Source organism: Niveispirillum lacus, assembly GCF_002251795.1.
Lineage (GTDB): Bacteria > Pseudomonadota > Alphaproteobacteria > Azospirillales > Azospirillaceae > Niveispirillum > Niveispirillum lacus.
Window position 1 is genome coordinate 118,768 of sequence record NZ_NOXU01000027.1, and the last position, 26,413, is coordinate 145,180.

The 26,413-nt window shown below is 63.6% G+C and carries 25 protein-coding genes; 14 read left to right on the forward strand and 11 right to left on the reverse strand.

Annotated elements, in window-relative coordinates:
• Position 1 precedes the first annotated feature (1 nt).
• From CHU95_RS09685 to lspA, 3 genes are all read right to left on the reverse strand, one after another.
• Positions 2–805 carry a class I SAM-dependent methyltransferase gene (locus CHU95_RS09685; RefSeq protein WP_094456133.1) on the reverse strand — a complete coding sequence of 268 codons (804 nt, stop codon included), beginning with the start codon at positions 803–805 and terminating at the stop codon, positions 2–4.
• Between the two features lie 215 nt (positions 806–1,020).
• Positions 1,021–1,524: a DUF3035 domain-containing protein gene (locus CHU95_RS09690; RefSeq protein WP_094456134.1), complete on the reverse strand. Its 504-nt coding sequence runs from the start codon at positions 1,522–1,524 to the stop codon at positions 1,021–1,023.
• A gap of 76 nt (positions 1,525–1,600) precedes the next feature.
• Positions 1,601–2,164 (reverse strand): signal peptidase II, encoded by a 564-nt coding sequence (lspA, locus tag CHU95_RS09695; RefSeq protein WP_342744717.1) that lies wholly within the window; start codon positions 2,162–2,164, stop codon positions 1,601–1,603.
• A gap of 218 nt (positions 2,165–2,382) precedes the next feature.
• On the opposite strand from lspA, the gene efp reads away from it, so the two are divergent.
• The 3 genes from efp (at position 2,383) to CHU95_RS09710 (ending at position 4,965) form a co-directional block, all read left to right on the forward strand.
• A complete protein-coding gene (gene efp / locus CHU95_RS09700) occupies positions 2,383–2,949 on the forward strand; it encodes an elongation factor P (RefSeq protein ID WP_094456135.1) in 567 nt (188 codons plus the stop codon).
• Between the two features lie 121 nt (positions 2,950–3,070).
• Positions 3,071–3,901, forward strand: coding sequence for an inositol monophosphatase family protein (locus CHU95_RS09705; protein ID WP_094456136.1), 831 nt, complete (start codon positions 3,071–3,073; stop codon positions 3,899–3,901).
• Positions 3,902–4,020: 119 nt separating this feature from the next.
• Entirely contained in the window at positions 4,021–4,965 is a 945-nt protein-coding gene (locus CHU95_RS09710) for an alpha/beta hydrolase (RefSeq protein ID WP_094456137.1), read from the forward strand.
• Here CHU95_RS09710 and glcF read toward each other — a convergent pair whose 3' ends face one another.
• The 3 genes from glcF to CHU95_RS09725 all read right to left on the reverse strand — a co-directional run bounded on the left by glcF (position 4,966) and on the right by CHU95_RS09725 (position 8,166).
• Positions 4,966–6,246 (reverse strand): glycolate oxidase subunit GlcF, encoded by a 1,281-nt coding sequence (gene glcF / locus CHU95_RS09715; protein ID WP_094456138.1) that lies wholly within the window; start codon positions 6,244–6,246, stop codon positions 4,966–4,968.
• The gene (locus CHU95_RS09720; protein WP_094456139.1) at positions 6,246–7,427 is read right to left on the reverse strand and encodes an FAD-binding protein; all 1,182 of its coding nucleotides are present in this window, start codon (positions 7,425–7,427) and stop codon (positions 6,246–6,248) included. The genes glcF and CHU95_RS09720 overlap by 1 nt, the downstream gene beginning before the upstream one ends.
• Positions 7,428–7,503: 76 nt before the next feature.
• Positions 7,504–8,166, reverse strand: a complete 663-nt coding sequence (locus CHU95_RS09725; RefSeq protein WP_094456140.1) for an alpha/beta hydrolase — start codon at positions 8,164–8,166, stop codon at positions 7,504–7,506.
• Positions 8,167–8,481: 315 nt separating this feature from the next.
• Between CHU95_RS09725 and CHU95_RS09730 the strand changes: the two genes are divergently transcribed.
• Both CHU95_RS09730 and CHU95_RS09735 read left to right on the forward strand, forming a co-directional pair.
• Complete coding sequence (locus tag CHU95_RS09730) at positions 8,482–9,594, forward strand: cysteine desulfurase family protein (RefSeq protein ID WP_094456141.1); 1,113 nt, start codon at positions 8,482–8,484, stop codon at positions 9,592–9,594.
• Positions 9,591–10,160: a hypothetical protein gene (locus tag CHU95_RS09735; RefSeq protein WP_133065494.1), complete on the forward strand. Its 570-nt coding sequence runs from the start codon at positions 9,591–9,593 to the stop codon at positions 10,158–10,160. The genes CHU95_RS09730 and CHU95_RS09735 overlap by 4 nt, the downstream gene beginning before the upstream one ends.
• Here the strand turns inward: CHU95_RS09735 and ggt are convergent.
• The gene (ggt, locus tag CHU95_RS09740) at positions 10,157–11,923 is read right to left on the reverse strand and encodes a gamma-glutamyltransferase (RefSeq protein ID WP_094456143.1); all 1,767 of its coding nucleotides are present in this window, start codon (positions 11,921–11,923) and stop codon (positions 10,157–10,159) included. The genes CHU95_RS09735 and ggt overlap by 4 nt on opposite strands.
• A 334-nt stretch (positions 11,924–12,257) precedes the next feature.
• Complete coding sequence (locus tag CHU95_RS09745) at positions 12,258–12,893, reverse strand: cold-shock protein (protein WP_094456144.1); 636 nt, start codon at positions 12,891–12,893, stop codon at positions 12,258–12,260.
• Positions 12,894–13,337: 444 nt separating this feature from the next.
• On the opposite strand from CHU95_RS09745, the gene CHU95_RS09750 reads away from it, so the two are divergent.
• The 8 genes from CHU95_RS09750 to CHU95_RS09785 all read left to right on the forward strand — a co-directional run bounded on the left by CHU95_RS09750 (position 13,338) and on the right by CHU95_RS09785 (position 21,734).
• Positions 13,338–14,291: an SAM-dependent methyltransferase gene (locus CHU95_RS09750; protein ID WP_094456145.1), complete on the forward strand. Its 954-nt coding sequence runs from the start codon at positions 13,338–13,340 to the stop codon at positions 14,289–14,291.
• A 138-nt stretch (positions 14,292–14,429) separates the two neighbouring features.
• Positions 14,430–14,555, forward strand: coding sequence for a type B 50S ribosomal protein L36 (ykgO, locus tag CHU95_RS09755; protein ID WP_029014073.1), 126 nt, complete (start codon positions 14,430–14,432; stop codon positions 14,553–14,555).
• A 156-nt stretch (positions 14,556–14,711) separates the two neighbouring features.
• Complete coding sequence (locus CHU95_RS09760) at positions 14,712–16,190, forward strand: FAD-linked oxidase C-terminal domain-containing protein (protein ID WP_094456298.1); 1,479 nt, start codon at positions 14,712–14,714, stop codon at positions 16,188–16,190.
• A gap of 105 nt (positions 16,191–16,295) precedes the next feature.
• Positions 16,296–17,903 (forward strand): ABC transporter substrate-binding protein, encoded by a 1,608-nt coding sequence (locus CHU95_RS09765; RefSeq protein WP_245838094.1) that lies wholly within the window; start codon positions 16,296–16,298, stop codon positions 17,901–17,903.
• Between the two features lie 10 nt (positions 17,904–17,913).
• Positions 17,914–18,924 (forward strand): ABC transporter permease subunit, encoded by a 1,011-nt coding sequence (locus CHU95_RS09770; RefSeq protein WP_094456147.1) that lies wholly within the window; start codon positions 17,914–17,916, stop codon positions 18,922–18,924.
• The gene (locus CHU95_RS09775; protein WP_094456148.1) at positions 18,921–19,805 is read left to right on the forward strand and encodes an ABC transporter permease subunit; all 885 of its coding nucleotides are present in this window, start codon (positions 18,921–18,923) and stop codon (positions 19,803–19,805) included. The genes CHU95_RS09770 and CHU95_RS09775 overlap by 4 nt, the downstream gene beginning before the upstream one ends.
• A gap of 10 nt (positions 19,806–19,815) precedes the next feature.
• The gene (locus CHU95_RS09780; protein ID WP_094456149.1) at positions 19,816–20,781 is read left to right on the forward strand and encodes an ABC transporter ATP-binding protein; all 966 of its coding nucleotides are present in this window, start codon (positions 19,816–19,818) and stop codon (positions 20,779–20,781) included.
• The gene (locus CHU95_RS09785) at positions 20,778–21,734 is read left to right on the forward strand and encodes a peptide ABC transporter ATP-binding protein (protein ID WP_094456150.1); all 957 of its coding nucleotides are present in this window, start codon (positions 20,778–20,780) and stop codon (positions 21,732–21,734) included. Before CHU95_RS09780 ends, CHU95_RS09785 begins: the two co-directional genes overlap by 4 nt.
• A gap of 69 nt (positions 21,735–21,803) precedes the next feature.
• Here CHU95_RS09785 and CHU95_RS09790 read toward each other — a convergent pair whose 3' ends face one another.
• A complete protein-coding gene (locus tag CHU95_RS09790; protein WP_245838097.1) occupies positions 21,804–23,525 on the reverse strand; it encodes a methyl-accepting chemotaxis protein in 1,722 nt (573 codons plus the stop codon).
• A 488-nt stretch (positions 23,526–24,013) separates the two neighbouring features.
• Between CHU95_RS09790 and CHU95_RS09795 the strand changes: the two genes are divergently transcribed.
• Complete coding sequence (locus CHU95_RS09795; protein ID WP_165772111.1) at positions 24,014–24,334, forward strand: hypothetical protein; 321 nt, start codon at positions 24,014–24,016, stop codon at positions 24,332–24,334.
• A 129-nt stretch (positions 24,335–24,463) separates the two neighbouring features.
• On the opposite strand, the gene CHU95_RS09800 is transcribed toward CHU95_RS09795, so the two are convergent.
• Together CHU95_RS09800 and CHU95_RS09805 are read right to left on the reverse strand one after the other, a co-directional pair.
• Positions 24,464–25,741 carry a serine hydrolase domain-containing protein gene (locus CHU95_RS09800; RefSeq protein WP_094456153.1) on the reverse strand — a complete coding sequence of 426 codons (1,278 nt, stop codon included), beginning with the start codon at positions 25,739–25,741 and terminating at the stop codon, positions 24,464–24,466.
• A 30-nt stretch (positions 25,742–25,771) separates the two neighbouring features.
• Positions 25,772–26,197, reverse strand: coding sequence for an RT0821/Lpp0805 family surface protein (locus tag CHU95_RS09805; protein WP_094456154.1), 426 nt, complete (start codon positions 26,195–26,197; stop codon positions 25,772–25,774).
• Positions 26,198–26,413: the final 216 nt, after the last annotated feature.

The following is a 26,413-nucleotide window of genomic DNA, read 5'->3' on the forward strand; positions in this document are numbered from 1 at the left end:
CTCAGACGCGCCAGCCAGAATGGATACAGGCAATACCGCCTGACAGGTTGCGTGCCTTGGCCCCGGTAAAGCCCGCCGCCTCAATCCGGCGGCACAGGGCCTGTTGTTCAGGGAACCGGCGGATGCTTTCCACCAGATATTGATAACTCTCGCGATCACCGGCCACCAGCCCCCCCAGGCGCGGCAGCAGATGAAAAGAATAGCCATCATAGATGTCCCGCAGGACCGGGATCACGACATGGCTGAATTCCAGACAAAAAAAGCGCCCACCAGGCCTCAGCACGCGCCGCGCCTCGGCCAGGGCCTTGTCGATACGTGTCACGTTGCGCAGGCCGAAGGCAATTGTGTAGGCATCCATCGACCGCGACGGAAACGGCAAATCCTCGGCATTGCCGACCGTCCAGTCGATACCCGACAGCATCCCCTCATCCACGCCCCGGTCGCGCCCCACCCGCACCATGGATTCGGTCAGATCGCAGACGGTGACCATCGCCGCCGGCGCCTGCTTCTTCAGGCGAAAGGCGATGTCGCCCGTGCCCCCTGCCACATCCAGAAGCGCTTCGCCGTCACGCGGGCGAACCAGATCGACAAAGGCATCCTTCCACAGACGATGAATGCCCAGCGACATCAGGTCATTCATCAGATCATATTTGCCGGCGACACTGCCAAATACGCCCCGGACCAGGGTCGCCTTTTCGGTCGGGTCAATCTCCCGATATCCGAAAAATCGTCCTTCCTCCCCGGCGGGGGGACGGGGTGGCGTGCCTGAGGCGGCGGCGGTGTGGGGCGTGTTCGCATCGGTCATAGGCCGAACATAGGCCGGACCCGGCGCCTTGGGAAGCGGGCGCGATGCCGCGCATCAACATGTTTGGGTTGCCGGAACCCGGAAATGACAAAGCCCCGCCGATGGGACGGGGCTTTGACAGCAACAAGGTCAGCGACCGGTATGCCGAAGATCGCAGGCTGCGGGACGCTGACGGTCGAGGACGGCCAAACCAGTGCCTGCAGGCAAGCGAAACCTTACTTGCCGGTCTCACGCGTGGTCGACAAAGTGCCGCCCGGCGGGGGCAGCACTTCTGGATTTTGGTCATCCTTCCAGAACATCAGCTTGTCCAGGAAGGTCGGGCTGCCCACCACAACGCCGGGATTCTCCCGGTCAACAATGGCGCGGATATCGGGGTTGGCGGCATCGGCGCCGGCCTGCGCCAGCAGCGCACCTTCGCCAATGGTCTGCTGCGGGTTGGTGCGCGGGTCGATCAGCGCACCGGAACCGGCCGTGCTGGCACCAAAGACGCTGGCCTGCGAACGGGTGTCGCGTTCCATTTCCTGTGGGCGTGGGCTGCCGGGCTGCGGCGGCCGCAAGGCAAAGTCGGGCGGCACCTCCAGCGGGGCGCGCGCCACGACCATGAATTCATCCGGGGCGTCATGGCCGCCAAACAGGCCACAGCCCGACAGCAGGCCCGCCATGGCCAGAACGGTGATGGCCGGTACGGCCGCCTTGCGCACTTGCTTCAACACAACCATGGTCCGATCCGTACCCTTTGAACGAGGAGCAGAGTCTTCAACAAACGGCCTGCCCGTACAACTGATGGCTGGCACTCTAGCGCTGCTCCGCGTCGGAGAACAGCCCGTCGATCAACAACAGGCCCACCCCGACCACGATACAGCAATCCGCCACGTTGAATGCCGGCCAGTGCCAGCCTGCGACGTGAAAGTCAAGGAAATCGGCGACGGCGCCGTAGCGGAGCCGGTCGATCACATTACCGATGGCCCCGCCGACCACCATGCCGGTGGCCAGCGCTGCCACGATCCGGTCATTGTGACGGTTCCACCACACAAGCGCGCCACAGATGCCGACGGCCAGCAGGCTGAGCGCATAGGGCATCAGGTCATGCTGGCTGTAGAACATGGAAAAACTGACGCCGAAATTCCAGGCCACCACCATGTTGAAAAAGCCCGTCACCTCGATGAAGGGCGTGACAACGGCACATTCCGGGCCTGGCGGCCCTGACAGGCAGGGCAGCAAGCTGGTCAACACCCATTGTTTGCTCACCTGATCCAGGATCAGGGCCAGAAGCGCCACGATACCGGTGACCAGACGCAACTTGCGGACCTTTTCCTTGTCCACGGCCGCTCGCGCGACCCCACCGCCCACTTCCATCATCCATCCGTGCCGCGTGTCATCTTTCCCGCTGCCTTATACCCTAAACACGGCGGAAAGGCGGCAAATGGTCGGGCGATATGTTAAAAATCCGCAATGCGGCCCTTGCACGGCCCGCCGGTTGCCTATGCGGCGGGCGGGGACACTGGCCATTTGCCTGTTGGGGGGCAACCTGTTAGGTTCCGCGCCGCTCGATTCCTTTAAAGTTTGAGAAGCCTGTCATGAAGGTCAATGCGAACACCATGCGCAAGGGTCACATCCTTGAGCATAACGGCCGTCTCTATGTGATCACCGGTACCCAGATTGTGCAGCCCGGTAAGGGCGGCGCCTTCATCCAGTTGGAAATGAAGGACGTCAAGACCGGTAACAAGAATATCGAGCGCTTCCGCACCGGCGAAGCCGTCGAACGCGCCCGTCTGGACGATCATGAGATGACGTTCCTGTTCGCCGAAGATGACAATTACACCTTCATGGACAAGGAAACCTTCGAACAGGTGACCATCCCCGGCGATATCATTGGCGACGGCAAGATTTTCCTGGCCGATGGTATGGAAGTCGTGGTGCAGTCCTTTGAAGGCGCCCCGCTCTCTGTTGAACTGCCGCAGTCCGTGGTCCTGCTGATCACTGAGGCTGACCCGGTGGTGAAGGGCCAGACGGCTTCTTCCTCCTACAAGCCCGCCGTTCTGGAGAATGGGGCCCGCGTCATGGTTCCGCCGCATATCGAGGCTGGCACCAAGATCGTCGTGAACATCGAAACCGGCGAATATATGGAACGCTTCAAGGACTGATGGGTCCTGCGGCCTTCCGCTTTCATCGGGACGCCCGCGCGGGTTTTATCGCGCGGGCGTTTCGCTTTTAATAGGCGGGAATTGATCCCGCAGTTTCTTCGTCATTGTGGAGTGTTCGACCATGGCAGCCCGTTCGGCCATTCTGAACGTTATGACCCGTGCAGCCGAAAAAGCTGGCAAGGCCATCCTGCGCGATTTTGGCGAGGTCGAACATTTGCAGGTTTCCCGCAAGGGTCCGTCCGATTTCGTTTCCGCCGCCGACCAAAAGGCAGAACGTATCGTCCGCGAGGAACTTCAGAAGGCGCGCCCCGATTTCGGCCTGCTGCTGGAAGAGACGGGTGAGATCAAGGGCAAGGACGGCTCGCACCGCTTCATTGTCGATCCGCTGGACGGCACCACCAACTTCCTGCACGGCCTGCCGCACTGGGCCATCTCCATCGGCCTGGAACGCGACGGCGAGATCATCGCCGGTGTCATTTATGAACCTGTGCATGACGAGATGTTCTGGGCAGAAAAGGGCGCTGGCGCCTTCCTGAACCATACCCGCCTGCGCGTCTCCTCGCGCCGGCAACTGGCCGATAGCATCATCGCCACCGGCATCCCTTTCCGCGGCCACGGCAATGCGCCTGTTTTTCTGCAGCAGTTGGAAGCCCTGATGGGCCAGGTGGCCGGCATCCGTCGCTGGGGTGCGGCCTCGCTCGACCTCGCCTACACGGCCGCCGGCCGCTATGACGGTTTCTTTGAAGCTGACCTGAAGCCCTGGGACATGGCCGCCGGGCTGCTGATGGTCACAGAAGCCGGTGGTTTTGTCAGCGAGATCGGTCCTGGCAAGTCCCCCTTGTCCAGCGGTTCCATCCTGGCCGCCAACGCCAACCTGCATTCCCATCTGGCGGTCGTCCTGCGCAACGCGGGGAAGCCTAAGGTGGCACCGGCAGAAAAGCCGAAGGCGTAATTTTATCATAATTTCCATTAGAAAGCCCTGTGGATAATAAAGTATCCGCAGGGCTTTCCATTTGTGCCAATAAACTCCAAGTAGTACATTTTTGGGCATAACCAGAATGTTGGGGGCCCATGCGTCGCGTCACACTGCTATTGGCAAGCCTGCTGCTGTCCGTCACCGCAACCGCAGCGGGAATCGAGGCACCGGGGCCGCAGGGTCCTTTGCGGGGAACCTGGGTAGATGCGGGGTCAAAATCCCCGGTCGTCCTGATGATCCCCGGTTCTGGCCCAACGGATCGGGATAGCAACAATCCCCTGGGCGTTAAGGCAGCGTCGTTCCGCCTCCTGGCTGAGGGGCTTGCCGCAAAGGGCGTCAGCAGCGTGCGGATCGACAAGCGCGGCATGTTCGGCAGTGCGTCCGCCATCCCGGACCCCAACGCCGTCACCATTGACGATTATGTTACCGACAGCGCCGCCTGGGTTACCTCAATCCGAAAGCAAACGGGTGCTGCATGCGTCTGGCTGCTTGGGCATAGCGAAGGCGGGCTGGTGGCCGTCGCCTCTGCGGGCAAGGTGCCGGATCTCTGCGGCTTGATCCTTATTTCCGCCCCCGGACGTCCCCTGGAGAAGGCGGTGATGGAACAGTTGCGGGCCAACCCAGCCTTTGCGCCCTATCTGGCCGCGGCAGAAAAGGGCATCGAAACGCTGAAGGCCGGCAAACGTGTCGACCCGGTGGACGTGCCAGCACCCCTCATGCCCCTGTTCGCGCCGCAGGTACAAGGCTTCTTGATCAGTCTCTACGCCCAGGACCCCGCAGCTTTGCTCGCGAAAGTCAACAAGCCGGTTCTGATCATTCACGGCGACCAGGATATCCAGGTATCGGTCGCAGATGCTGAAGCGCTGAAGGCTGCGTCACCCAAAGCGACCCTGATGCTGATCCCCGGCATGACCCATGCCCTGAAGACGGTCAGCGGCAGTGACCGGGCGGCCAACATAGCCACCTATACCGATCCGAACCTGCCGCTGACGGCCGGGTTGGTGGAGGCAGTGGCCGACTTCGTAACGGCCAAGCAATAACTACACACCCTGCGGCACCGGCCCACCCGTCGCCCAGTCCAGAAGCTGCACCGTATGGACGATGGGCAGGGCCGTGCCGGACCCGATCTGGGTCATGCAGCCGATATTCCCGGCGGCGATGACATCGGGCTTTGTCCCTTCGATGGCCGCCACCTTGGCATCACGCAACTGCCCGGCCAATTCCGGCTGCAACAAGTTATAGGTCCCCGCCGATCCGCAGCACAGGTGCCCGTCGGGCACGTCCAGCACGGTAAAGCCAGCGCGGCGCAGCAGGTCGCGCGGCGGGTCCTTCACTTTCTGCCCATGCTGGAGCGAACAGGCGGCGTGGTAGGCCACACGCAGCGGCCGGGGTGCCGCCACATCCTCCGGCAGGCCGAGCATCGCCACCACCTCCGTCACATCGCGTGCCAAGGCCGACACGGTCGCCGCCGGCCCGGCCAGCACGGGATCGTCGCGGAACATATAGCCGTAATCCTTGACGGTGGTGCCGCAGCCACTGGCCGTGACGATGATGGCGTCCAGGCCTTCGCCTTCCACCTCCGCCATCCAGGCGCGGATGTTAGCCGCTGCGAAGCCGTGCCCATCACGGCCCATATGGTGGGTCAGGGCACCGCAGCAGCCCAGCCCCTTCGCTATCACCAGTTCCGCCCCCAACCGGGTCAGCAGGCGGATCGCGGCGTCATTGATAGCGGGGTTGAGGGCGGGTTGCACACAGCCGGGCAGCAGCGCCACCCGCATCCGCCGCGGCCCCTGCGCCGGGAAGGTGGCTGGCCCTTCCTGCGCCTGACGCGGATGCACCCGGTCGGGCGCCAGGTCGAGCATCCCACGCAGATCGGGCGGCAGCAGGGTGCGGAAGGGCCGGGCCAGTTTCACCAGCCGCATGGTCGCCCGGAACCGCCCCGCATGCGGCAGCAGCAGCGCCAGCGCCGACCGCGTCAACTGCACCTTCACCGGGCGCCTGGCCGTCTTCTCGATATGGGCGCGGGCATGGTCGACCAGATGCATGTAATGCACACCCGATGGGCAGGTGGTCATGCAGGACAGGCACGACAGGCAGCGGTCGATATGGTGGGTCTCCACAGGCCCGGCATCCCGTCCGCTTTCCAGCATATCCTTAATCAGGTAGATGCGGCCACGCGGGCTGTCGCGTTCATCCCCGGTGAGGCGATAGGTCGGGCACGTGGCCGTGCAAAATCCACAATGCACACAGGTCCGCAGAATTTTCTCCGCCTCTGCGGTTCCATTGTCGGCCAGTTGCGCCAGGGTGAAATGCGTCTGCATCACATCCCCATCAGGCCGGGGTTCAGGATGCCGGCGGGATCGAATTGCGCCTTGACCCGTGCCGTCAGGGCGGCCAGGGGGCCGGGCAGGGGCTGGAACACCGGCACCAGGGCCTTTACCGCATCGGGTGCACGCATCAAGGTCGCATGCCCATCCCCGCCTAAGGCACCCCTGACCACGCTGGCCCCCGCATCCGCCATGCCACCCGGCAAGCCCAGCCAGATCAGGCCCCCACCCCAATCCAGCCAGCCGATGGCGCGCGGAATGGCGGCACGGATGGTTGACAGGACCCCCATCCCCGCCATGGGCGGCACTGACAGGCGCCAGACATCCAGCTCGGGGCGCTCCGCCAGCGGCGCCGCATCGCGCAACCATGCCCAAAGCATGGTCGATTCGTCGCCCGCCAGCACCGCCATCGCCGCTCGTCCGTGCAAAAGCTGCTCCAGCGCCGACAACCGCTCGGCCACCGATACTGCAACCCCGTCCAGCCGCAGCAGAACGCAGGGTGTGCGGTCAGGCAGCAACCCATCCAAGGGCAGATAGGAAGGGGTAAAGGCGGCTGCCCCCACCTCCGCCGCCGAACCCAGCGCATCGGCGAGGGCGCGCGTAGCTTCCGCTCCTTCAATGCCTGCCAGCACAAGGGTTTTCGACACGGGCGGGGACGGCAGAACCTTGACCACGATCTCCGTCATGATGCCCAAAGTGCCATGGGCCCCAGTCAGCAATTTGGGCAGGTCAAAGCCCGTGACATTCTTCACCACTTTACCGCCCGACCGGAACACGCGGCCATCCCCGGCAATGGCCGTCATGCCCAGCACATGGTCGCGCACGGCGCCGGCCTTCACCCGCCCTGGCCCCGACAGACCGGTGGCCACAACGCCACCCAGCGTGCCACCTCCGGCTGGCTGGCCATAAAGCGGCCCCAGATCAGGCGGGTCAAAGGCCAGGGCCTGGCCATGGGTCGATAGCAGGGCCTTGAGTTCTTCCAGGGGCAGGCCCGGTTGCGCAACCAGGATCAGTTCCGCCGGCTCATAGGATATGACCGTGCGCAGGCACGACACAGACAGGGCCTGACCGGCGACCGCGTGTCCCAGTCCCGGTTTACTGCCGCCACCAGTGACGCGCAGGTTTTGCCCGGCGCGGACCGCATCGAGAAGGTCGGAAAGCATGGACCCTGCCATGGCACGATCAGAATCGGCATTCTGGGCGCAGCGGGAATGGGGGGGCAAAGCCGAACCGGCCGCCCGCCCCAGTCCATTACACCGCGTTCGGCCCCATCGGCTTGGTCAGCGCCACATCCAGATAATCATCGACAATCCGGCCCAGTTCTTCTGACTTCTCGTTGAAGAAATGGTTCGCCCCTTCCAGGCGGCGATAGTCGATCTTGATATCCTTCTGTGCCGACAGCTTGTTGACCAGACGGGTGACCGAGGCCTCGGGCACAATCTCGTCGCGGTCGCCATGCACAATCAGGCCAGAAGCCGGGCATGGGGCCAGAAAGCTGAAATCGAACATATTGGCCGGCGGCGCCACCGAGAGGAACCCATCCAGTTCCGGACGGCGCATCAGCAACTGCATTCCGATCCAGGCGCCGAAGCTGAACCCGCCAATCCAGCAGGCCGAAGCATTGGGATTATAGGTCTGCAACCAGTCCAGCGCCGAAGCGGCATCAGACAGTTCGCCCTCGCCCCGGTCATAGGTGCCCTGGCTGCGGCCCACACCCCGGAAATTGAAGCGCAGGGCAGAGAAACCGCGCTTGGTGAAGGCATGAAACATTGTGTAGACGATGCGGTTGTTCATCGTCCCGCCATGCTGCGGATGCGGATGCAGCAGCAGGGCGATCGGCGCATTCGGCAACTTGCTGTGAGAGTAACGACCTTCCAGACGGCCGGCAGGGCCGTTCATGATCACGTCAGGCATCGATGCACCGGTCCCGGTCAGACATGCGAGGGGCGAGCGTCAACAGGCGATCGGCAGCGGCCAGCGAACAACCCAAGGCCGGGCGGCCTTGGTAGAGGGGCGATTCTTGACCGTCCATCCCTGTCATTCTATAGGACTGCCTCAGGCGGTTGTGGGCCGTCGAGCCGTGCCCCTGATCAGGACACGCCCCGCCGTCCACGGGACTGTATCAGCGCGTTAACCGCGTTGATATGGAGACGGACTATACCACAGCGCCCATATTCGTATTCAAGCCTCTTTGCAGGGGAAATCAAGCCTCTGGCGGAAAAGCATTCCATGCGCCCACCTCTTTACCTGGACTGGAACGCCACAACGCCCCTGCGGCCCGCCGCCAGAGAGGCGATGATCGATGCCCTGGCGCTGATTGGAAACCCATCCTCCATCCATGGATTCGGGCGCAAGGCCCGGCGGCGTGTGGAAGATGCGCGTGATCAGGTCGCCGCCCTGGCCGGTGTTGCCCCGGCCCAGGTCACCTTTACCGGTGGCGGTACAGAGGCGAATAATCACGCCCTTTCCCTGGCTGCCCGGCATGGTCGTCGTCTGCTGCTGGGGGCCACGGAACATCCATCGGTCCTGGAATGCGCTACTACCGACAGCGCGCTGATCCCGGTGGGGTCTGACGGGCTGATTGATCTGACGGCCCTGGAAGAAATGCTGGCCGCCGGACCGGCACTGGTGTCCATCCAGGCAGTCAACAGCGAGACCGGGATCATCCAACCGCTGGGCGCCATTGCCGATCTGGTTCATCGGTACGGTGGCTGGCTGCACAGCGACGGGGTCCAGGCAGCGGGTCGCATCCCGTTTGACATGGCGGCAATGGGCCTGGATCTGGCCACCCTGTCGGCCCACAAGATCGGTGGGCCGCAGGGGGTGGGCGCCCTGCTGGCGGCCGCTTCGGTGCCGCTGGCCCCGTTGCTGCGTGGTGGCGGTCAGGAACGGCGCATGCGGGCGGGTACCGAAAATGTCGCGGCCATCGCCGGATTCGGCGCCGCAGCCCAGGCCGCACAAAGCTGCCTGTCCGATTATGGCACCCTGGCTGTGCTGCGTGACCGGCTGGAAGCAAGCATCCGCGACACCGCCCCCTGGGTTCGGATCATCGGTGCCAACAGCCCGCGTGTCGCCAATACCAGTTGCCTCGCCCTGCCCGGCCAGCCTGCCAACAGCCAGTTGATGGCTTTTGATCTGGCCGGGATCGCCGTCAGCGCCGGATCGGCTTGTTCGTCTGGCAAGGTCAAGTCCTCAGCCGTGCTGACCGCCATGGGTCTGGGCGAAGAGATTGCCAGCGCCGCCATCCGGGTCAGCTTGGGCTGGGAAAACACTGAACAGGATATCGACCGGTTCCTGTCCTGCTATCTGCCGCTGGCCGCCCGCGCCCGGCCTGCATCGTGAAGGAAACTGCTGTGGAGCCGACCCTGCCCTGCTGGCATTGCGCCGCCAATGTCACGGTTCGCGCCCTGTTCTGCCATGAGTGCGGTACAATCCAGCCGCCAGGAGAAGTCGATCCCTTCACCCGTCTGGGCCTGACAGCACAGTTCGAATTGGACATCTCGGCCATCGACCGGCAACTGGCCGGATTCGCCCGCATCCTGGCCCCAGCCCGGTTCCTGGACAAAGGCGACAAGGCGGTAACGCTGGCGGCGGCACATCGGGTTGTCCGTGAACAGGCCGCCGCCACCCTGCGCGACCCGGCCTGCCGGGCCAGGGCCCTGCTGACCCTGGCGAATGCGGCCCCGGTCCAGCCGGTCAATGGCGGGACCTGGGAACTGGACATCATCGCCGCTCCCGACCAGACCGCCCGTGCCCGGGCGACAACCCAGGTAAAAGACGCGATGGCGGCCGAACTGCGCCTGCTGCTGGATGCCTTCCGTCTGGGCAACCTGACCCTCGCCGCCACCCGGTTGTCGCGGGTCGAGGCCATGGCGCTGGCGGTAGCGGCCGCGCGTCGGCTCGGCTAATCCCCCATCGCCACACCATCACGGCGGGGATCGGCGCCACCCTGGATGCCAGCCGGGGTGACACGAATGATATGGATGCCGCTATTGGCATTATCCCGCTTCACCTGATGCCCCATCGCCGCCAGGCTTGCTGCCAGCTTATCAGCAGCAGGCACCGATTCGATTTGGGTGGCACCATTGCGGTTCAACAGGATCGGGAGGTTGACCGCCGCCTGCGGGTCCAGATCCCAGTCCAGCATGGCGACCAACGCCTCGACCACATAGCCGATGATGGCAGTCCCACCAGGAGAGCCGATGGCCAGAACCGGGTTCCCCTTCTGGTCGAACACGACGGTCGGTGCCATGGAAGAACGCGGGCGCTTGCCCGGCCCCGGCGCGTTGGCCACCGGCTTGCCATCCTTGACCGGTACAAAGGTGAAATCCGTCAACTGGTTGTTCAAGACGAACCCGCCGGCAATCAAGCCGGAACCGAAGGCGAATTCGACAGAACTGGTCATCGACACCATCCGCCCCGCATCATCAATGATGGAGAAATGGGTGGTGGAGGGAATATCCGGGGCATCGGCGGCGGGGTAGAGCGCGCCTGTGCGGAAGGGCGGTTCGCCTGGCGGCACCGGGCCGCTGGCGGCGCGTGCCGGGTCGATCCCGGCGGCGCGGCTGGCGATATATCCCGCGTCAATCAGCCCCCGCGTCGGCACGGCCACCTGATCGGGATCGCCAATATGGGCCTCACGGTCAGCATGGGCACGTCGGCTGGCCTCCATCAGAAGGTGCCAGGCACGGGGATCATCCTTACCCATCGCGCGCAGATCGTGCTGCGACAGCATGCCCAGAATTTGCAGCACAGCCACCCCGCCAGCCGAGGGGGGAGCCATACCGCAGACCTTCCACACCCGGTAAGGCATGCAGATGCCGTCACGCTCCACCGACCGGTAGGTCGCCATATCCTCCAGGCTCAGCACCGGCGTACCGCTTTCACCGGCAGCCTGCTCCAGGCGCTCAACAATGGCCTTGGCAATGGGGCCCCGGTAAAAGGCGTCCGGCCCCGCAGCGGCCAGCAGACGCAGGCTGATTGCCTGTTCCGGCATGGGGATACGCTCACCCAGAGCCGGCGGCCGGCCACCCTCCCGGTAATAATCGCGCAGCAGGTCGGGCGACTTGCCCAGCATGCGCTGCCACTCGGTCAGGATGCCAACCATGCGTGGCCACGCAGGCACACCGGCATCGGCCAGATCGATGGCCGGCTTGAACAGGCTGGCCCAGGGTAGTTGACCATGAGCAGCATGGGCCTGGGCCAGCATGGCCACCACACCAGGCACACCAACAGCCCGGCCCTGCGGAAAGGTCTCCAGGAACGGTATGGGCTTGCCATCCGGCCCGATGAACAAGGTCGGCGTTACAGCCGCACCAGCCACTTCCCGCCCGTCATAGGTGGTCAGTTTGCCCCCCGGTTCGGCCAGCAGCATAAAGGCGCCGCCAGCCAGGCCGGATGATTGTGGCTCCGCCAACCCCAGCACGGCCTGCACCGCAACAGCGGCATCCACGGCATTGCCGCCCTGACGCAGCACATCCAGCCCGGCCTGCACCGCAAGCGGATTGGCCGCCACCACCATGTGACGGCGCGCGGTGACCAGTTCTTTCACCCTGGCGGCGGATGCCGGTTCCGGCGCCTGCTGCGCCAAGGCGGCCGACGGCATCAGGCATAAGGCCAGAACACCGGCGATCAGACGGCGGGAGACGGTCGAATGGGGGAAGAATTGCATCAGCCTGTCCGGGACCTGTTTTTTACATGGTCACCCGGTGGAACCGGGACTGGCAAGCGCTAGTTGCGGCGACCGAGCGCCCTGTCCATCCGGCAGCGCCGAGCAGACACCCCAGAAACAGGAAGCGGGCCACAACGGGCCCGCCCAATAACGAACAAAAGCCGACAGGGGTCGACCATAACAATGACCGAACAGGCGCAGACCAAACCCAGGTACGGCGCCGAGTTGAACCCACGCGGAACACAAAAAAAATCGGCAGCGCCACCACCAGGGCAACGCTGCCAATCCTTTACCGAACTGACACCAAAGCGTCAGGGCAAACGCCGATCAGAGATCATAAGATCTCGACGCGGTTGGCCTGCGGACCCTTCTGGCCCATGCTGGTGTGCAGACGCACGCGCTGTTCCGGAGTCAGGGCGCGGACACCCGAACGCTCCAGAGCGGTGATGTGCACGAACACGTCCTTGCCGCCGCCATCGGGGGTCACGAAACCGAAACCCTTATCGGCGCTGAAGAACTTGACCACGCCTTCGATCGTTTCCGTCGGGCCGCTGTCAAAGCTGCGGGCAACGCGCGGCGGGCGCGGGCTGTCGCCATAGCGGTCGCCGCCGAAACGGTCGCCACCGCCGAAGCGGTCGCCGCCGCCAAAGCGATCGCCACCGCCACCAAAGCGGTCGCCACCGCCCGCCGGGCCACGACGGGCCGGCTGGGCCGTCGTGGTATCGACGCTGTGGATCGAAGCGACCTGCGGACCCTTCTGACCCTGCGACAGATCGCAGACGATGGTGGTACCATCGGCCAAAGCGTCATGACCAACGGCCTGAACGACCGAGGCATGCAGGAAGGCATCGGGCGACCCATCAGACAGGGTCACGAAGCCGAAGCCCTTCGTGGGGTTATACCATTTGACCGTGGCGGTGACGCTCCGGCGGGTGATCTGCGGGCTCTGCGGAGAACGGCGCTCGTACATGTGGTCTCGAACTCGACTGTCGTAGTGTAGGGAACTTCACCGGTGGACCGGCTGCAAGGACAGTACACGGTTCGACGCCATGCGGAAAGCATATCCGCAAGGTGCCTGTCCAGCAGCCATCCCATGAAGACCCTACACTGGATATTGGCGGGATGCACTATCAAAGCCGTCGATTGTTACCGAATGATAGCAGGGCTGACGGCCTGCCCACGCAAGGACCGCATAGCCATCTAGGGACCATTATCCTGCATAAAGCGGTTATTTCCACCCGACAGATCAGTAAAATACCAGGGCTGGTGTCAGTTTATCTGTGAAGCGGCTATTAGGGTGGCGCTGTTGGGCTTGCACATTCCGTGCAAACCACCCTTCCAAGACTGTTTCCCCTGAAACGCATAAGAGGTAATCTCCCACTCGTCGCAACAAGGACAGCGCCTTATCGAACGCATGGCCGCTACCCGCAGCACCGACGATCTGCCCGCCCCCCCACCCACGCTAAAGGAGCGCTTCCTGGCGTGGTGGGAAGGCATTGATGTCCAGCGTCGACACAACGACGCTGGCGAGGAACCGACTGCGCCGGGCGAAGATGCGTCGCCGTCTAATGCCAAGCATTTGAACCGTAAGGGTAAGCCGCTCTGGACCGCCACCCGTATCGAGGTGGTGGAGAAGATCTGGGGGCCGGGTTTCTCCTCCCCCGGCGGTGACGAGTTTATCCCCACCATCGTGAAGCCGCTGGGCCTGAACCCGGCCATGAGTGTGCTGGATATCGGCGCCGGCCTGGGCGGGGCGACTCGCGCCATGGCCAAACAATACGGCACCTGGGTCACAGGGCTGGACGGGAACCCCGTCCTGGCTGAGGCGGGTATGTTCCGGTCGCAGAAATCCGGACTGGCACGCCAAGCACCGATCCTGTCCACGGATATGGAAAATTTCACCTGGGGCAAGCGGGTGGATGCCATATTCTCCAAAGAGACCTTTTACACGGTCCGCAACAAGGACAAGCTGATCGACAGCATCGAGGCTATTCTGAAGCCACGGGGACAATTGCTGTTCACTGATTATGTGATCGATCCCGGCCATGCCAGGGGCCGGGATTTCGATGGCTGGATTCATGCCGAACCGTCAGAGCCGTCCCCCTGGACGGTGGAGCAATATGCGGCAGCCCTGGCCCAGCGCAACCTGGACATCCGCATCACCGAGGACAATACCGACACCCACCGCGCCTTGATCTTGAACGCCATCCAGGAACTGGTGAAACATCTGGAAACGGTCGCCATGGACCACGACACCAAATTGGCCGTGGTAGAAGAGGTGGAGATGTGGGCGCGGCGCGTCGCCGCCCTGTCATCGGGTCTGCGTTACTACCGATTCTATGCTTTGAAGCCTGGTGATCTGAGCTGATTGCCGCCGAATAGCTGGGTTTTTGCAGCGCGGGAGGGGGTTGCATGGCATGGATGCGCCTGTCCGGTTGACAGGGGGGCGCGCCGCGACTATGTTCCGCGCCTCGCAAAGAACGCCTCCAGCGCCAGAGTGCTTATCATGAAGATCGTGAATTCGCTGAAGTCGATGAAGACCCGCCACAAGGCTTGCCGCGTTATCCGCCGCAAGGGCCGCGTCTACGTCATCAACAAGCTGAACCCGCGTTTCAAGGCCCGCCAGGGCTGAGGTTTCGCTGATTTGGTTTGCGCCGGGATGTGACAGTCCCGGCGGGCAGGAACCGCGCCTTTCGGCGCGGTTTTCGCGTTTGGGGGTTCCACATCGCTTCCGCGCTGTCGCATGCTAGGGGACACAGGCCCCAGCCGGTGACTTGCCATGCCCACGATGCCCACCCCCGATCCTGCCGCCCTGTCAAAACGGGCCGACCTTCTGCGCCGTCTGCGCGAGGCGGTGCCCGGCGGGGTGATTGCGGACGAGGCGTCGCTGCGCGCCTATGATACGGACGCGCTGTCAGCATATCGCCAGATGCCCATGCTAGTCACACTGCCACGCAACACGGCGGAGGTGGCCGCCATATTGCGGATATGTCACGCGATGGGTGTGAAGGTGGTGCCGCGCGGGGCTGGGACCGGCCTGTCGGGCGGGGCCTTGCCCCTGGCCGACGGTGTACTTCTGGTTTTGACAAAACTGTCGCGTATCCTGGAGATTGACTACGATAACCGCGCCGTTGTTGTGCAGTCGGGTGTCACCAACCTCGCCATCAGTCAGGCCGTAGACGAGCGCGGATTCTATTATGCACCCGACCCGTCCTCGCAGATCGCCTGTTCCATCGGCGGCAATGTTGCGGAAAACTCCGGCGGGGTGCATTGCCTGAAATATGGGGTGACAGCCAATAACCTCTTGGGAATCGAGGTTGTCACCATGGAAGGTGAGGTGTTGCGCCTGGGCGGTAAACATCTCGATTCGGGACATTATGACCTGTTGGGCGTCATGACCGGGTCAGAAGGGTTGTTGGGGGTTGTCACAGAGGTGACGGTACGCATCCGGCCCAAGCCCGCCCTGGCCCGCGCCCTGCTGGTCGGTTTCGACCGCACGGTGGATGCCGGTGATGCCGTCGCCGCCATTATCGCGGCGGGCATCATCCCGGCGGGCATGGAGATGATGGACCGCCCTGCCATCCATGCCGCAGAAGATTTCGTGAAGGCCGGATATCCCCGCGATGTGGACGCCCTGCTGATTGTGGAACTGGATGGGCCGGCGGCAGAGGTGGATGCGCTGATCGCCCAGGTGGCGACGATCACGACGGCCCATCATGGCCGCCCACCACGCCTTTCCAACAGCGAATCGGAGCGGTTGGCATTTTGGGCTGGGCGCAAGGCCGCCTTTCCCGCTGTGGGCCGCATCAGTCCTGACTATATGTGTATGGATGGCACCATCCCGCGCAAGGCGCTGCCCGAGGTCCTGTCCCGCATGGCGGCGATGGAGGGAGAGTACGGCCTGCGCGTCGCCAATGTCTTTCATGCCGGCGATGGCAATCTGCACCCTTTAATCCTGTTCGACGCCAACAAGCCGGGGGAGTTGGAGAAGGTAGAGGCGTTCGGGGCCGCCATCCTGCGCCTGTGTGTGGCTGTCGGCGGGGTGCTGACCGGTGAACATGGGGTGGGCATCGAAAAGCGCGATCTGATGCCCGATCAGTTTACGGCCGACGACCTGGAACAGCAGACACGCCTGAAATGCGCCTTCGATCCCGACAGCCTGCTGAACCCTGGCAAACTGTTCCCCACGCTGCACCGCTGCGCCGACAGCGGCTGGATGCAGGTCGCCGGCGGACGGTTGCCTTTCCCCGATCTGCCCCGGTTCTGATGATTGACGCCCCCGCCCGCCCCTGTTCTACTGCGCCGCAATGCAGGGCACGCAGGGCGGACATACCCTGGCGACACCCGACAAAAACGGCGGATGGGGTTCAGCATGGGTTTGGGAACGTGGCGTTACGCCATGATGATGGGTGTCCTGGCGGGATGCATGGCCAGCCCGGCCTGGGCGGCGCCCAAGACGCTGGTTTATTGTGCCGAAGGCAGCCCGGAAAACTTCAACGCGGCGCTGAACACCTCCGGCACCACGTTTGACGCCACCCGGCCCCTGTTTGACGGGCTGGTGAAGTTTGAGCGCGGTACGACCAAAATCGTGCCGGCCCTGGCCGAACGCTGGGAGATCTCCCCCGATGGCCTGACTTACACATTCCATCTGCGCCGCGGCGTGAAGTGGCAATCCTTCAAGGATTACAAGCCGACGCGCGATTTCAACGCCGATGACGTGCTGTTCAGCCTGAACCGGCAGTGGAAGGCAGACCACCCCTATCACCCGGTCTCCGGTGGCGGTTACGCCTTCTTCAAAAGCATGGGGCTGGGTGACCTGCTGAAGGCGGTGGAGAAGCTCGATGATTACACCGTCCGCATCACCCTGAACCGGCCCAACGCGCCCTTCCTGGCCGACCTGGGCATGGATTTCGCTAACATCACCTCGGCGGAATATGCCGACTTTCTCCTGAAGAAAGGCACCCCCGAGCGCTATGACCAGGACCCGGTCGGCACCGGCCCCTTCCGCTTCGTTGTCTATCAGAAGGATGCGCAGGTCCGGTACCGGCGCTTTGAAGAGCATTGGGGCGGGAAGACGCCGATCGACAATCTGGTCTTCGCCATCACACCGGATGCCGCCGTGCGCTATGCCAAGCTGAAAGCCGGCGAATGCCATGTCATGCCCTATCCCAACCCGCCCGACCTGCCTTCCATGGCCAAGGACCCCAACCTGACCTTGATGCAGATGGAGGGGTTGAATATCGGTTATCTGGCCTTCCAGACGCAGAAGAAGCCGTTTGATGACAAGCGGGTACGTCAGGCCATCAACATGGCCGTGGACCGCAAATCCATCCTGGAACAGGTGTTCCAGGGCAGCGGCACCCTGGCCAAGAACCCCATCCCGCCCGGCATTTTCGGTTATCTGGCCGATAACAAGGATTATCCCTACGATCCCGCCAAGGCCAAGGCCCTGCTGGCGGAGGCAGGCTATCCCAACGGGTTCGAGACCGACCTGTACGCCATGCCGGTGCAGCGCCCCTACAACCCCAATGCACGGCGTATGGCAGAGATTATCCAGGCCGATCTGGCCAAGATCGGCGTGAGGGTGAAGATCGTCAGCTTTGAATGGGGGGAGTACCGCAAGCGCATCCAAAGCGGGGAGCACCAGATGGCGCTCTATGGCTGGACGGGTGACAATGGCGACCCCGACAATTTCATGTACAACCTTCTGGGCTGTGCGGCGGCCAAGACCAGCGGCAGCAACATCGCCAAATGGTGCCACCAGCCCTATGAGGATCTGGTGTTGAAAGCCAAGCAGGTGCCCGATCAGGCCGCCCGCGCCAAGCTGTATCAAGAGGCACAGCGCATCTTCAAGGAAGAGGCGCCCTGGGTCACCATCGCCCATTCTGTGGTGTTCGAGCCGGTGTCAAAGAAGGTCATCGGCTATAAACAAAGCCCGTTTGGCCGGCATCAGTTCGATGGGGTGGACATGGCGCAGTGAGGGCCTCCCCATGCTGAAATTCATCGCCACCCGCATCGCCCTGCTGATCCCGACCTTCCTGGGCGTGACGCTGCTGGCGTTTTTCCTGATCCGGCTGGTGCCCGGCGACCCGATTGAGGTGCGGTTGGGTGAGCGCGGCATCGATCCGGCGCGGCTGGAGGAAATGCGCGCGCAGTTGGGCTTGGATAAGCCGCTGCTGGAACAATATGCCGATTACCTGGCCGGCGTGTTGACGGGCGATCTGGGCCGATCCCTGATCACCCAGACGCCCGTGCTGGATGAATTTGCCGAACTGTTCCCGGCCACGATCGAGCTGTCGCTCTGCGCCATCCTGTTCGCGCTGATCATTGGCTTGCCGGCAGGGGTGCTGGCAGCGGTGAAGCGCGGGGGGCCGCTGGATCATGGGGTCATGGCGGCCAGCCTGACCGGCTATTCCATGCCCATCTTCTGGTGGGGATTGCTGCTGATCCTGTTCTTCTCCGTGATCCTGGGCTGGACCCCGGTCAGCGGGCGGTTATCGGCGGCATACTATGTGGAGCCGGTGACAGGGTTCCTGCTGATCGACAGTTGGATGTCGGAGGAGGAAGGCGCGTTTCTGGACGCTCTGCACCATCTTGTGCTGCCGTCCATCGTGCTGGGCACCATCCCGCTGGCCGTCATTGCACGCATGACGCGGTCATCCATGCTGGAGGTTCTGGGCGAGGATTATATCCGCACGGCCCGCGCCAAGGGGTTGGGCCTGTTCCGCATTGTGGGCTTGCATGCCCTGCGCAATGCCATGATCCCGGTCGCCACCGTGATCGGCTTGCAGGTGGGCACACTGTTGGCCGGCGCCATCCTGACAGAAACCATCTTTGCCTGGCCCGGTATCGGCAAATGGCTGATCGAAAGCATCAACCGGCGGGATTATCCCGCCCTGCAGGGTGGGGTGCTGCTGGTCGCCTGTGTGGTCATGCTGGTCAACCTGGCGGTCGATCTGCTCTACGGCCTGCTTAACCCCCGCATCCGGCACGCGAAATGACCGATCTTGTCCTGAAGGCACCCCCTGGTCCATGGGCCGAATTCTGGGGCCATTTCCGTCGCAACAAGGGTGCGGTGCTGGGGCTGGTCATCGTCCTGGCGCTCAGCTTTGTGGCCATCTTCGCCGATTTTGTGGCTCCCTATGATCCGGCCGAACAGTTCCGTGACTTCGTCCTGCTGCCGCCGGCCTGGGTGGAAGGGGGAAGCTGGGCGTTCCCTCTGGGCACCGATGATATCGGCCGGGACATGCTGTCCCGCCTGATCCATGGCGCTCGGCTGTCACTGTTCATCGGGCTGCTGGTGGTTACCCTGTCGCTGGTCGTCGGCGTCGCACTGGGGCTTCTGGCCGGGTTCTATGGCGGGGCATCGGATACGCTGATCGCACGGTTCATGGATATCCTTTTGGCCCTGCCCTCGCTGCTGCTGGCCATTGTCGTGGCCGCCATCCTGGGGCCGGGGCTGGTGAATGCCGCCATCGCGGTATCGGTGGTGATTGTCCCGCACTATGCCCGCTTGACCCGGGCGTCGGTGATGGCCGAGCGGGGGCGGGAATATGTGACGGCGGCGCGGTTGGCGGGGGCGTCTGATGCCCGGTTGATGCTGGTCACCATCCTGCCCAATTGTGCAGCCCCGTTGATCGTGCAGGCCACCTTGGGCTTTTCGACCGCCATCCTGGATGCGGCGGCCCTGGGCTTTCTGGGGCTGGGCGCACAGCCGCCGACGCCGGAATGGGGCACGATGCTGTCATCCTCGCTGCAATTCCTGCAGCGCGCCTGGTGGGTGGTGACCTTTCCGGGTATGGCCATCCTGATCACGGTGCTGGCTTTCAACCTGATGGGCGACGGGTTGCGCGATGCGCTGGACCCGAAGCTGAAGCGCTGAGGGGACAGAGATGCCGCTTCTCGACATCAAGGACCTGTCCGTCACATTCGCCACCGCACGCGGGCCCTTCCGCGCCGTGGACGGCATCGACCTGTCGGTGGAACCGGGTGAGGTACTGGGCATCGTGGGCGAAAGCGGGTCGGGCAAGTCCGTCACCTCGCTGGCGGTCCTGGGCCTGCTGGCCGACAATGCCAGTGTCACGGCCGGCCGCATGCAGTTTGACGGCCAGGACCTGCTGACCCTGTCGCCCAAGGCCCGCCGCCGCCTGAATGGCGGGCAGGTGGCCATGATCTTCCAGGAACCGATGAGCAGCCTGAACCCCTGCTTCACGGTCGGTTTCCAGATCGGGGAGACGCTGGCCCAGCATGAGGGCCTGTCGGGCAAGGCACTGCGTCACCGCTGCATCGCGCTGCTGGAACAGGTCGGCATCCCCGCCCCCGAATCCCGCCTGTCGGCCTTTCCACACCAATTGTCGGGCGGGATGAGCCAGCGGGTGATGATCGCCATGGCCATTGCCTGCAACCCGCGCCTGCTGATCGCCGATGAACCCACCACGGCCCTGGATGTCACCATTCAGCGGCAGATCCTGGACCTGCTGCGCGACCTGCAACGCGAACGCGGCATGGCCATGATCCTGATCACCCATGACATGGGTGTGGTGGCCGAAAGCGCCCACCGGGTCCAGGTGATGTATGCGGGCCAGGTGGTGGAAAACCGCCCGGCCGACAGCCTGTTCACCGCGCCGCGCCACCCCTATACGGCGGCGCTGCTGGACGCGCTGCCCGAACGGGCGGTGGGACGGCGGCGTCTGCCCACCATTGCCGGCACGGTGCCGGGCATCACCGACCGGCCCACGGGCTGCCTGTTCCAACCGCGTTGTGGGCTGGCCGATGATCGCTGCGGCACCCGCCCGCCCCTGGCCACCGATGGCGATGGCTGGACGCGCTGCGTACGGGTTGAAGGAGCCACGGCATGACCGTCATTCTGGAAGCCCGCAACCTGAAGCGCCATTACCGCGTCAAACGCGGCCTGTTCCGCGCGCCGGCCACCGTGAAGGCGGTGGACGGCGCCAGCTTCACGGTCCGTGCCGGCAAGACGCTGGCGGTCGTGGGGGAAAGCGGCTGTGGCAAATCCACACTCGCCCGCCTGCTGACCCGCATCGAGGCACCCACGGAAGGCACCATCCATTTCGACGGGCGCGACATCACGTCTGTGCCAAAGGCCGATGAAAAGGCCCTGCGCCGGGCCGTGCAGATGGTGTTTCAGAACCCGTATGGCTCCCTGAACCCACGGCAGAAGGTGGCGGATATCCTGGCCGAACCGCTGCTGATCAATACCGATATGGCCAAGGCCGAACGACGCGACCGCGCCATCGCCATGATGGAAAAGGTCGGTCTGCGTCCTGACCAGGCCGACCGCTATCCGCATATGTTCAGCGGGGGGCAGCGCCAACGCATTGCCATCGCCCGCGCCTTGATGCTGGACCCGCGCGTCGTGGTGGCGGATGAACCGGTATCGGCGTTGGACATCTCCATCCAGGCGCAGGTTTTGAACCTTATGATGGACCTACAGGACGAGTTCGGCCTCGCCTATGTCTTCATCAGCCATGATCTGTCGGTCGTCCGCCATATCGCGGATGAGGTGATGGTGATGTATCTGGGGCGGCCCGTGGAACAGGGACCGAAAGACACGATCTTCACCGATCCGCGCCATCCCTATACGCGGGCACTGCTGGCCGCCATGCCGCGCGTCCACCGCGGGGGCGCCCCGGAGCTGCCGCCGCTGTCGGGTGAACTGCCAAGCCCCATGGACCCGCCTCCCGGCTGCGCCTTCCATAAACGCTGCCCCCTGGCCCAGCCCCGCTGCGCACAGGAGATACCGGAACCGCGGACAGTCGACGGGCGGATGGTGGCCTGCCATCTGGCATAAAAAAGGCCCTGGCCCCGACCTGCCGAAAGGATCGACAGGCAGGGGCCAGGGCCCTTAAACCAAGCTGGATCAGGCGCTGCGCACCTGGGCCAGGAAGCGGTCGACAGTATTGCCCAACTCACCCGACTGACGGGCCATGTTGCGGGCGGCCGACAGCATGTCGGTCGCCGACGACCCGGTCTGATGGGCCACTTGCTCCAGGCTTTCGATATTGCGGGTCACTTCCATGGTGCCCATCGAGGCCTGCTGCACATTGCGGGCGATTTCTTTGGTGGCGGCGTCCTGCTCCTCGACAGCACCGGCAACCATCTCAGAGATGTCGTTGATCTCGGCAATGGTGCGACCGATGGTGACGATGGCGTCAACGGCCTCCTTGGTGGCGTCCTGCATCGTGGTGATCTGGCTGGCGATCTCTTCCGTGGCCTTGGCCGTCTGATTGGCCAGCGACTTCACTTCCGAGGCCACGACCGCGAAGCCCTTACCGGCTTCACCGGCACGGGCGGCTTCGATGGTCGCGTTCAGGGCCAGCAGGTTGGTCTGGCTGGCAATGTCGCTGATCAGCTTCACGACGTCGCCAATCGACTGCGCCCGCTGGGCCAGCGACTGAACGGTGCCATTGGTCTTTTCGGCGGTCTTGGCGGCATCCCGGGCGATGCGGGCCGACGTGTTGACCTGATTGGAAATCTCTGCCAGCGACCCGGCCAGTTCTTCGGTGGCGCTGGCCACCGACTGCACATTGGCAGAGGCCTGCTGCGTGGCGGCTGCAACAGCGCTGGTCTGGGCGCGGCTTTCCTCGGCCGAGGCGGACAGGCCCTCGGCGGTGGACTGCACCTGACTGGATGCACCAGACAGTTCGGCCACCACGCCCTTCACGGAATTCTCAAAGTCGGACGCCAGTTTCTCCATGGCGGCCTTCTTCTCGACAGCGGCCTGACGCTCCGCTTCTTCCTGGCGACGGCGCAGGTTTTCCACCTCAAGCGCATTGTCCTTGAAAACCTGGACCGACTGCGCCATGGCGCCGATCTCGTCCCCACGGCCCAGCCCGGACACCGCCACACTCAGGTCGCCGCCCGCCAGCTTGGACATGGCGGACTGCATGTCCTTCAGCGGCGCCCCGACAATCTTGTGCAGCAGGAAGACCAACAGACCGATCAGCACGGCCAGCACCACAGCCGCGACCAGAAGATTGCCCATCACTGCGGCGGAGATGGAGGATTGCAGATTGGCGCGGCTCCAGGCCACGGTCAGCGTGCCCACCTGATCACGGTTGGCACCGGCGCGAACAGGGGCCTGGGCGACCAGGAAGTCACCCAGATCCTGCACTTTCACCTCGGCCACGGTCTTGTCGATCTTCGCCTTGGTGAAATCGAAGCCGGTCATGCCAGCCGGCAGCGGCTTGTCCTTGGTAGGATATTCGTTCAGCACTTCGCCTTCGGCATCCACCACCTTCACAGCAGCCAGGCTGGTGCCCTTGGCACTGGCCAGATCGGCATAGCTGTCAGCAACGGCGTCAGAATTCTTGAAGCGCACAGCGGCAGCCATCTGCGCCGCCATCATCTCCGTCACCTGGCTTTCGGAGCGCTGCGACAGGTCCAGCATCGCGTCGCTCATCGAAGAGGCGCTGAGACCGATGACGGCACCCAGGCCGATGATCACCGGAACCGCGATCGAGAAGGTGATCTTGCGGCTGATGGACCAGTTACCGAAAAGACCGCCGACCCCGCCACTGGCACCGCTGGCAGTCGAGGTCGCTTTGCCGACCGGTCGCATGGTCCGATTGTTAGTGCTCATCTCGCTGAACCTCTCCTGTCCTTTACCGCACGCGTGACCGTGACCCTGAACACAGAACAGCCACCGCAAATTCCGCGCAAGCGCAACAACAACTTTTCGAACGACCGTGCTGTCATTTCTGACAAGTACGGGCCGAACCCCGCACAGATGGCCCGGCAAGCAATACACGCAATGGCATGAGTAGTTGATTATCTACATTTTTATTAAAAACCACCACGTAAACCGGCCGGTAGGATTGCCCCTTGCCGACCCGCCATGCTTTCGCATAGGTATAGCCGAGCTTTTAATGAAAATGTAGGCGTATCTGCCGTATGGACGGCGGAATCCGGGGGAACAGGCCCGGTTGCAAACATCTGGTTAATCAATTGCCGATAAAATCGGTTGGTGTAGGCCCAGGGAGGGGCGCCGGCGGGACATCAGGGACCGCCGATCAAAAGCCAAATCAAGTCGGAAGTACGTCAACGATAAGTGGCGATGAACAAGGGGCTTTGACGATGAAGAAAGTAGTGGCGGCGATGTTCGCCGTAGCGATGCTTGGTTTTGTTGGCACCGCACATGCGGATTGCACACTGAAGGACGCACCGACTCTGCCCGATGGCGCGACAGCCGCCGAGGCGGAGATGGTGGCGGCCCAGCAGGCGGTGAAGGCCTATGTGGCTGAAACGCAGGAATACTTGGCCTGTCTCGAATTTGAAGGCAAAGGCCGGGCCGGCGGCGACTGGACCAAGAAATACAATGACGCCTCGACTCGCATGGAGAAGTTGGCAGCGGAATTTAACAAGCAATTACGCGCCTTCAAATCCAAGTAAAACCAGCATTCATCATTCCTGAACGCTGGTATGGCAGCGATGTCGACGGTTTGAGGGGTGGGAAAGCGTGGCGCTCGGCCACCCTTTCCCATCACCACGACAGTCCATGGCGACCCAACCCGGCTGTCACTAACGGGCCGGTGGAACAGCGTCGCCAGGCAACGGACCCAACGGTTCCACCGTAACCTTTGGTACGGGTGGCGGCTTGGTGATGGGGGGCATTTCGATCTGACCATTCAGATCGCGGGCCTTGCCCACTTTCATGCCGTTATCGGACCGAAACTCGGCCGGCGGCGTGGTGATGGCACGCGACACCAGATTGGGCAGCGCCGATTCGTCCCATGTTGTGGATGCCGATCCCAGGCGCAACACCACCAGATCACGTCCCTTCGACACGTATAACCGGGACCCGTCATCGCCGGACAGGAAGATCATATCGCCATCGACAAAGGGCTTGCCGGCGCCATTGCCGTTCCTGGCCTCAAACGGCCAACCCAGACGAACGCGCCAACCATCATGGCGGGAGAAGAGTGTCGGCCGCACCATCTGATCCAGCCAGGGGGTCGGGACAAGCTGTGCGGCACCGACCATGCCGCCCTCCAGCAGCAGCAGGCCGGGGCGCAGCCAATCACGGGCCGTCGCCTTGACACAGCAATCCAGATAAGCGGCCGAATCGTTGCCGCCCACCGTGACTGTGCCTGGCCGCGCCCCTAATGGCCGCCACAGCCGGTCGGACAGCAGGTCGGCAGCCGGCACCCCGGCCGCACGCGACAGGACAAGGCCCAGAACCTGCGCCTCAAACCGGCTCGGGGCAAAACGACTGCCCGGTTCCGCCACCAGCGTCGCAGAGAGGGTCCAGGCAACAGCGTCCCCGGATGGCGCGGCGGTGGGGCGGGCAAGGCCCGACGTTCCCTCCAGCAACTGGCGAACCGTGATGCGACCGCGATCATCGCCCGCCCATTCCGGGAACCAGGTGGCAAGCCCCGTGTCCAGATCAGGCAGCATGCCATCGCGCTGGGCCTGCCCGGCCAGCAGCGTGATCATCGCCGGCATCAGGCCGCTGGCATCCAGAAGGTCCCCCGCCTGTGTATCCGGAGCATAGAGTTCCAGTTGTAGGGCGCCTGCATGCCAGACAAGCAGGGCCTTGCTGTTGGAGGCGGCGAAAAAGGAACGCACATCCTTCACGCCCTGTTCCGACAGCACCCCCTTGTCCGGGTCCGCCACGGGCAATACCGTCCCCGGCCCGGCGGCCAGCGGCTTCTCCAGCAGTGCCGCAGCGGCCGGCTTCTCGGGGATCAGGATTCCGGCCGGATCTTGCCCGTCCCCCTGCCCGCCGCCGAGCCACCATACGGCACCCAGCGCGGTGCCCAACAGCAAGGTGGCGGTGATCAGAAGCGGACGGCGCATGCATCTTCCCCGGTTGAACAGCCCGGCCCCTTAGGGCGTATGGCGGTAAAGGGGATAGTCCCTGGCCTGCACCACTTCCCAGGCGCCGTCCGGCTGACGGCACAGGAAGCCGGTCGCATGCTGGTACATATCCTCCAGAATGACAACGGAATGGAACTCACGGCAGGGGCGGTTCTGCCCATCATAGCCGTCACGCAGCACCTTGATGGCCCCCCGTTTGCCTGTGGTGGGGTTGGCCCAGCCAACCGGAACGTCGATTGGCTTGGTTCCCATTTCGCGTAACGCGCCCTGGAAACCAGCCAGGTCGCTGTCTTCCATGATGATGCTGGTCGGCTTGGCAGGCGGTGGCGGCGGTGGCGGTTCCACCACGGCCGGCGGGGCCGGCGGCGGCTTTGTCTGGCATCCGGCCACCATCAGCATCAGGCACATCAAACCCAGGCTGCGCTTCATCATCATTTCTTCCAAAACCGCTTTGACCCTTGATGGTGGCTCTCTAGTGCCAAACCGCCAGGGGCCAAGGCAAGGACGAACCCCGTCCTGAACCGATTTGGCCCGCCAATCTTGGCGTCAGCGTGGCACCGACGGGCCCGGCGGGTGACAAGTTGCCGGTTCACCGGCCTGGCGACGGGCCAAATGACGGGATGCAATGTGCCCCTGTCATTTGCATTCCCG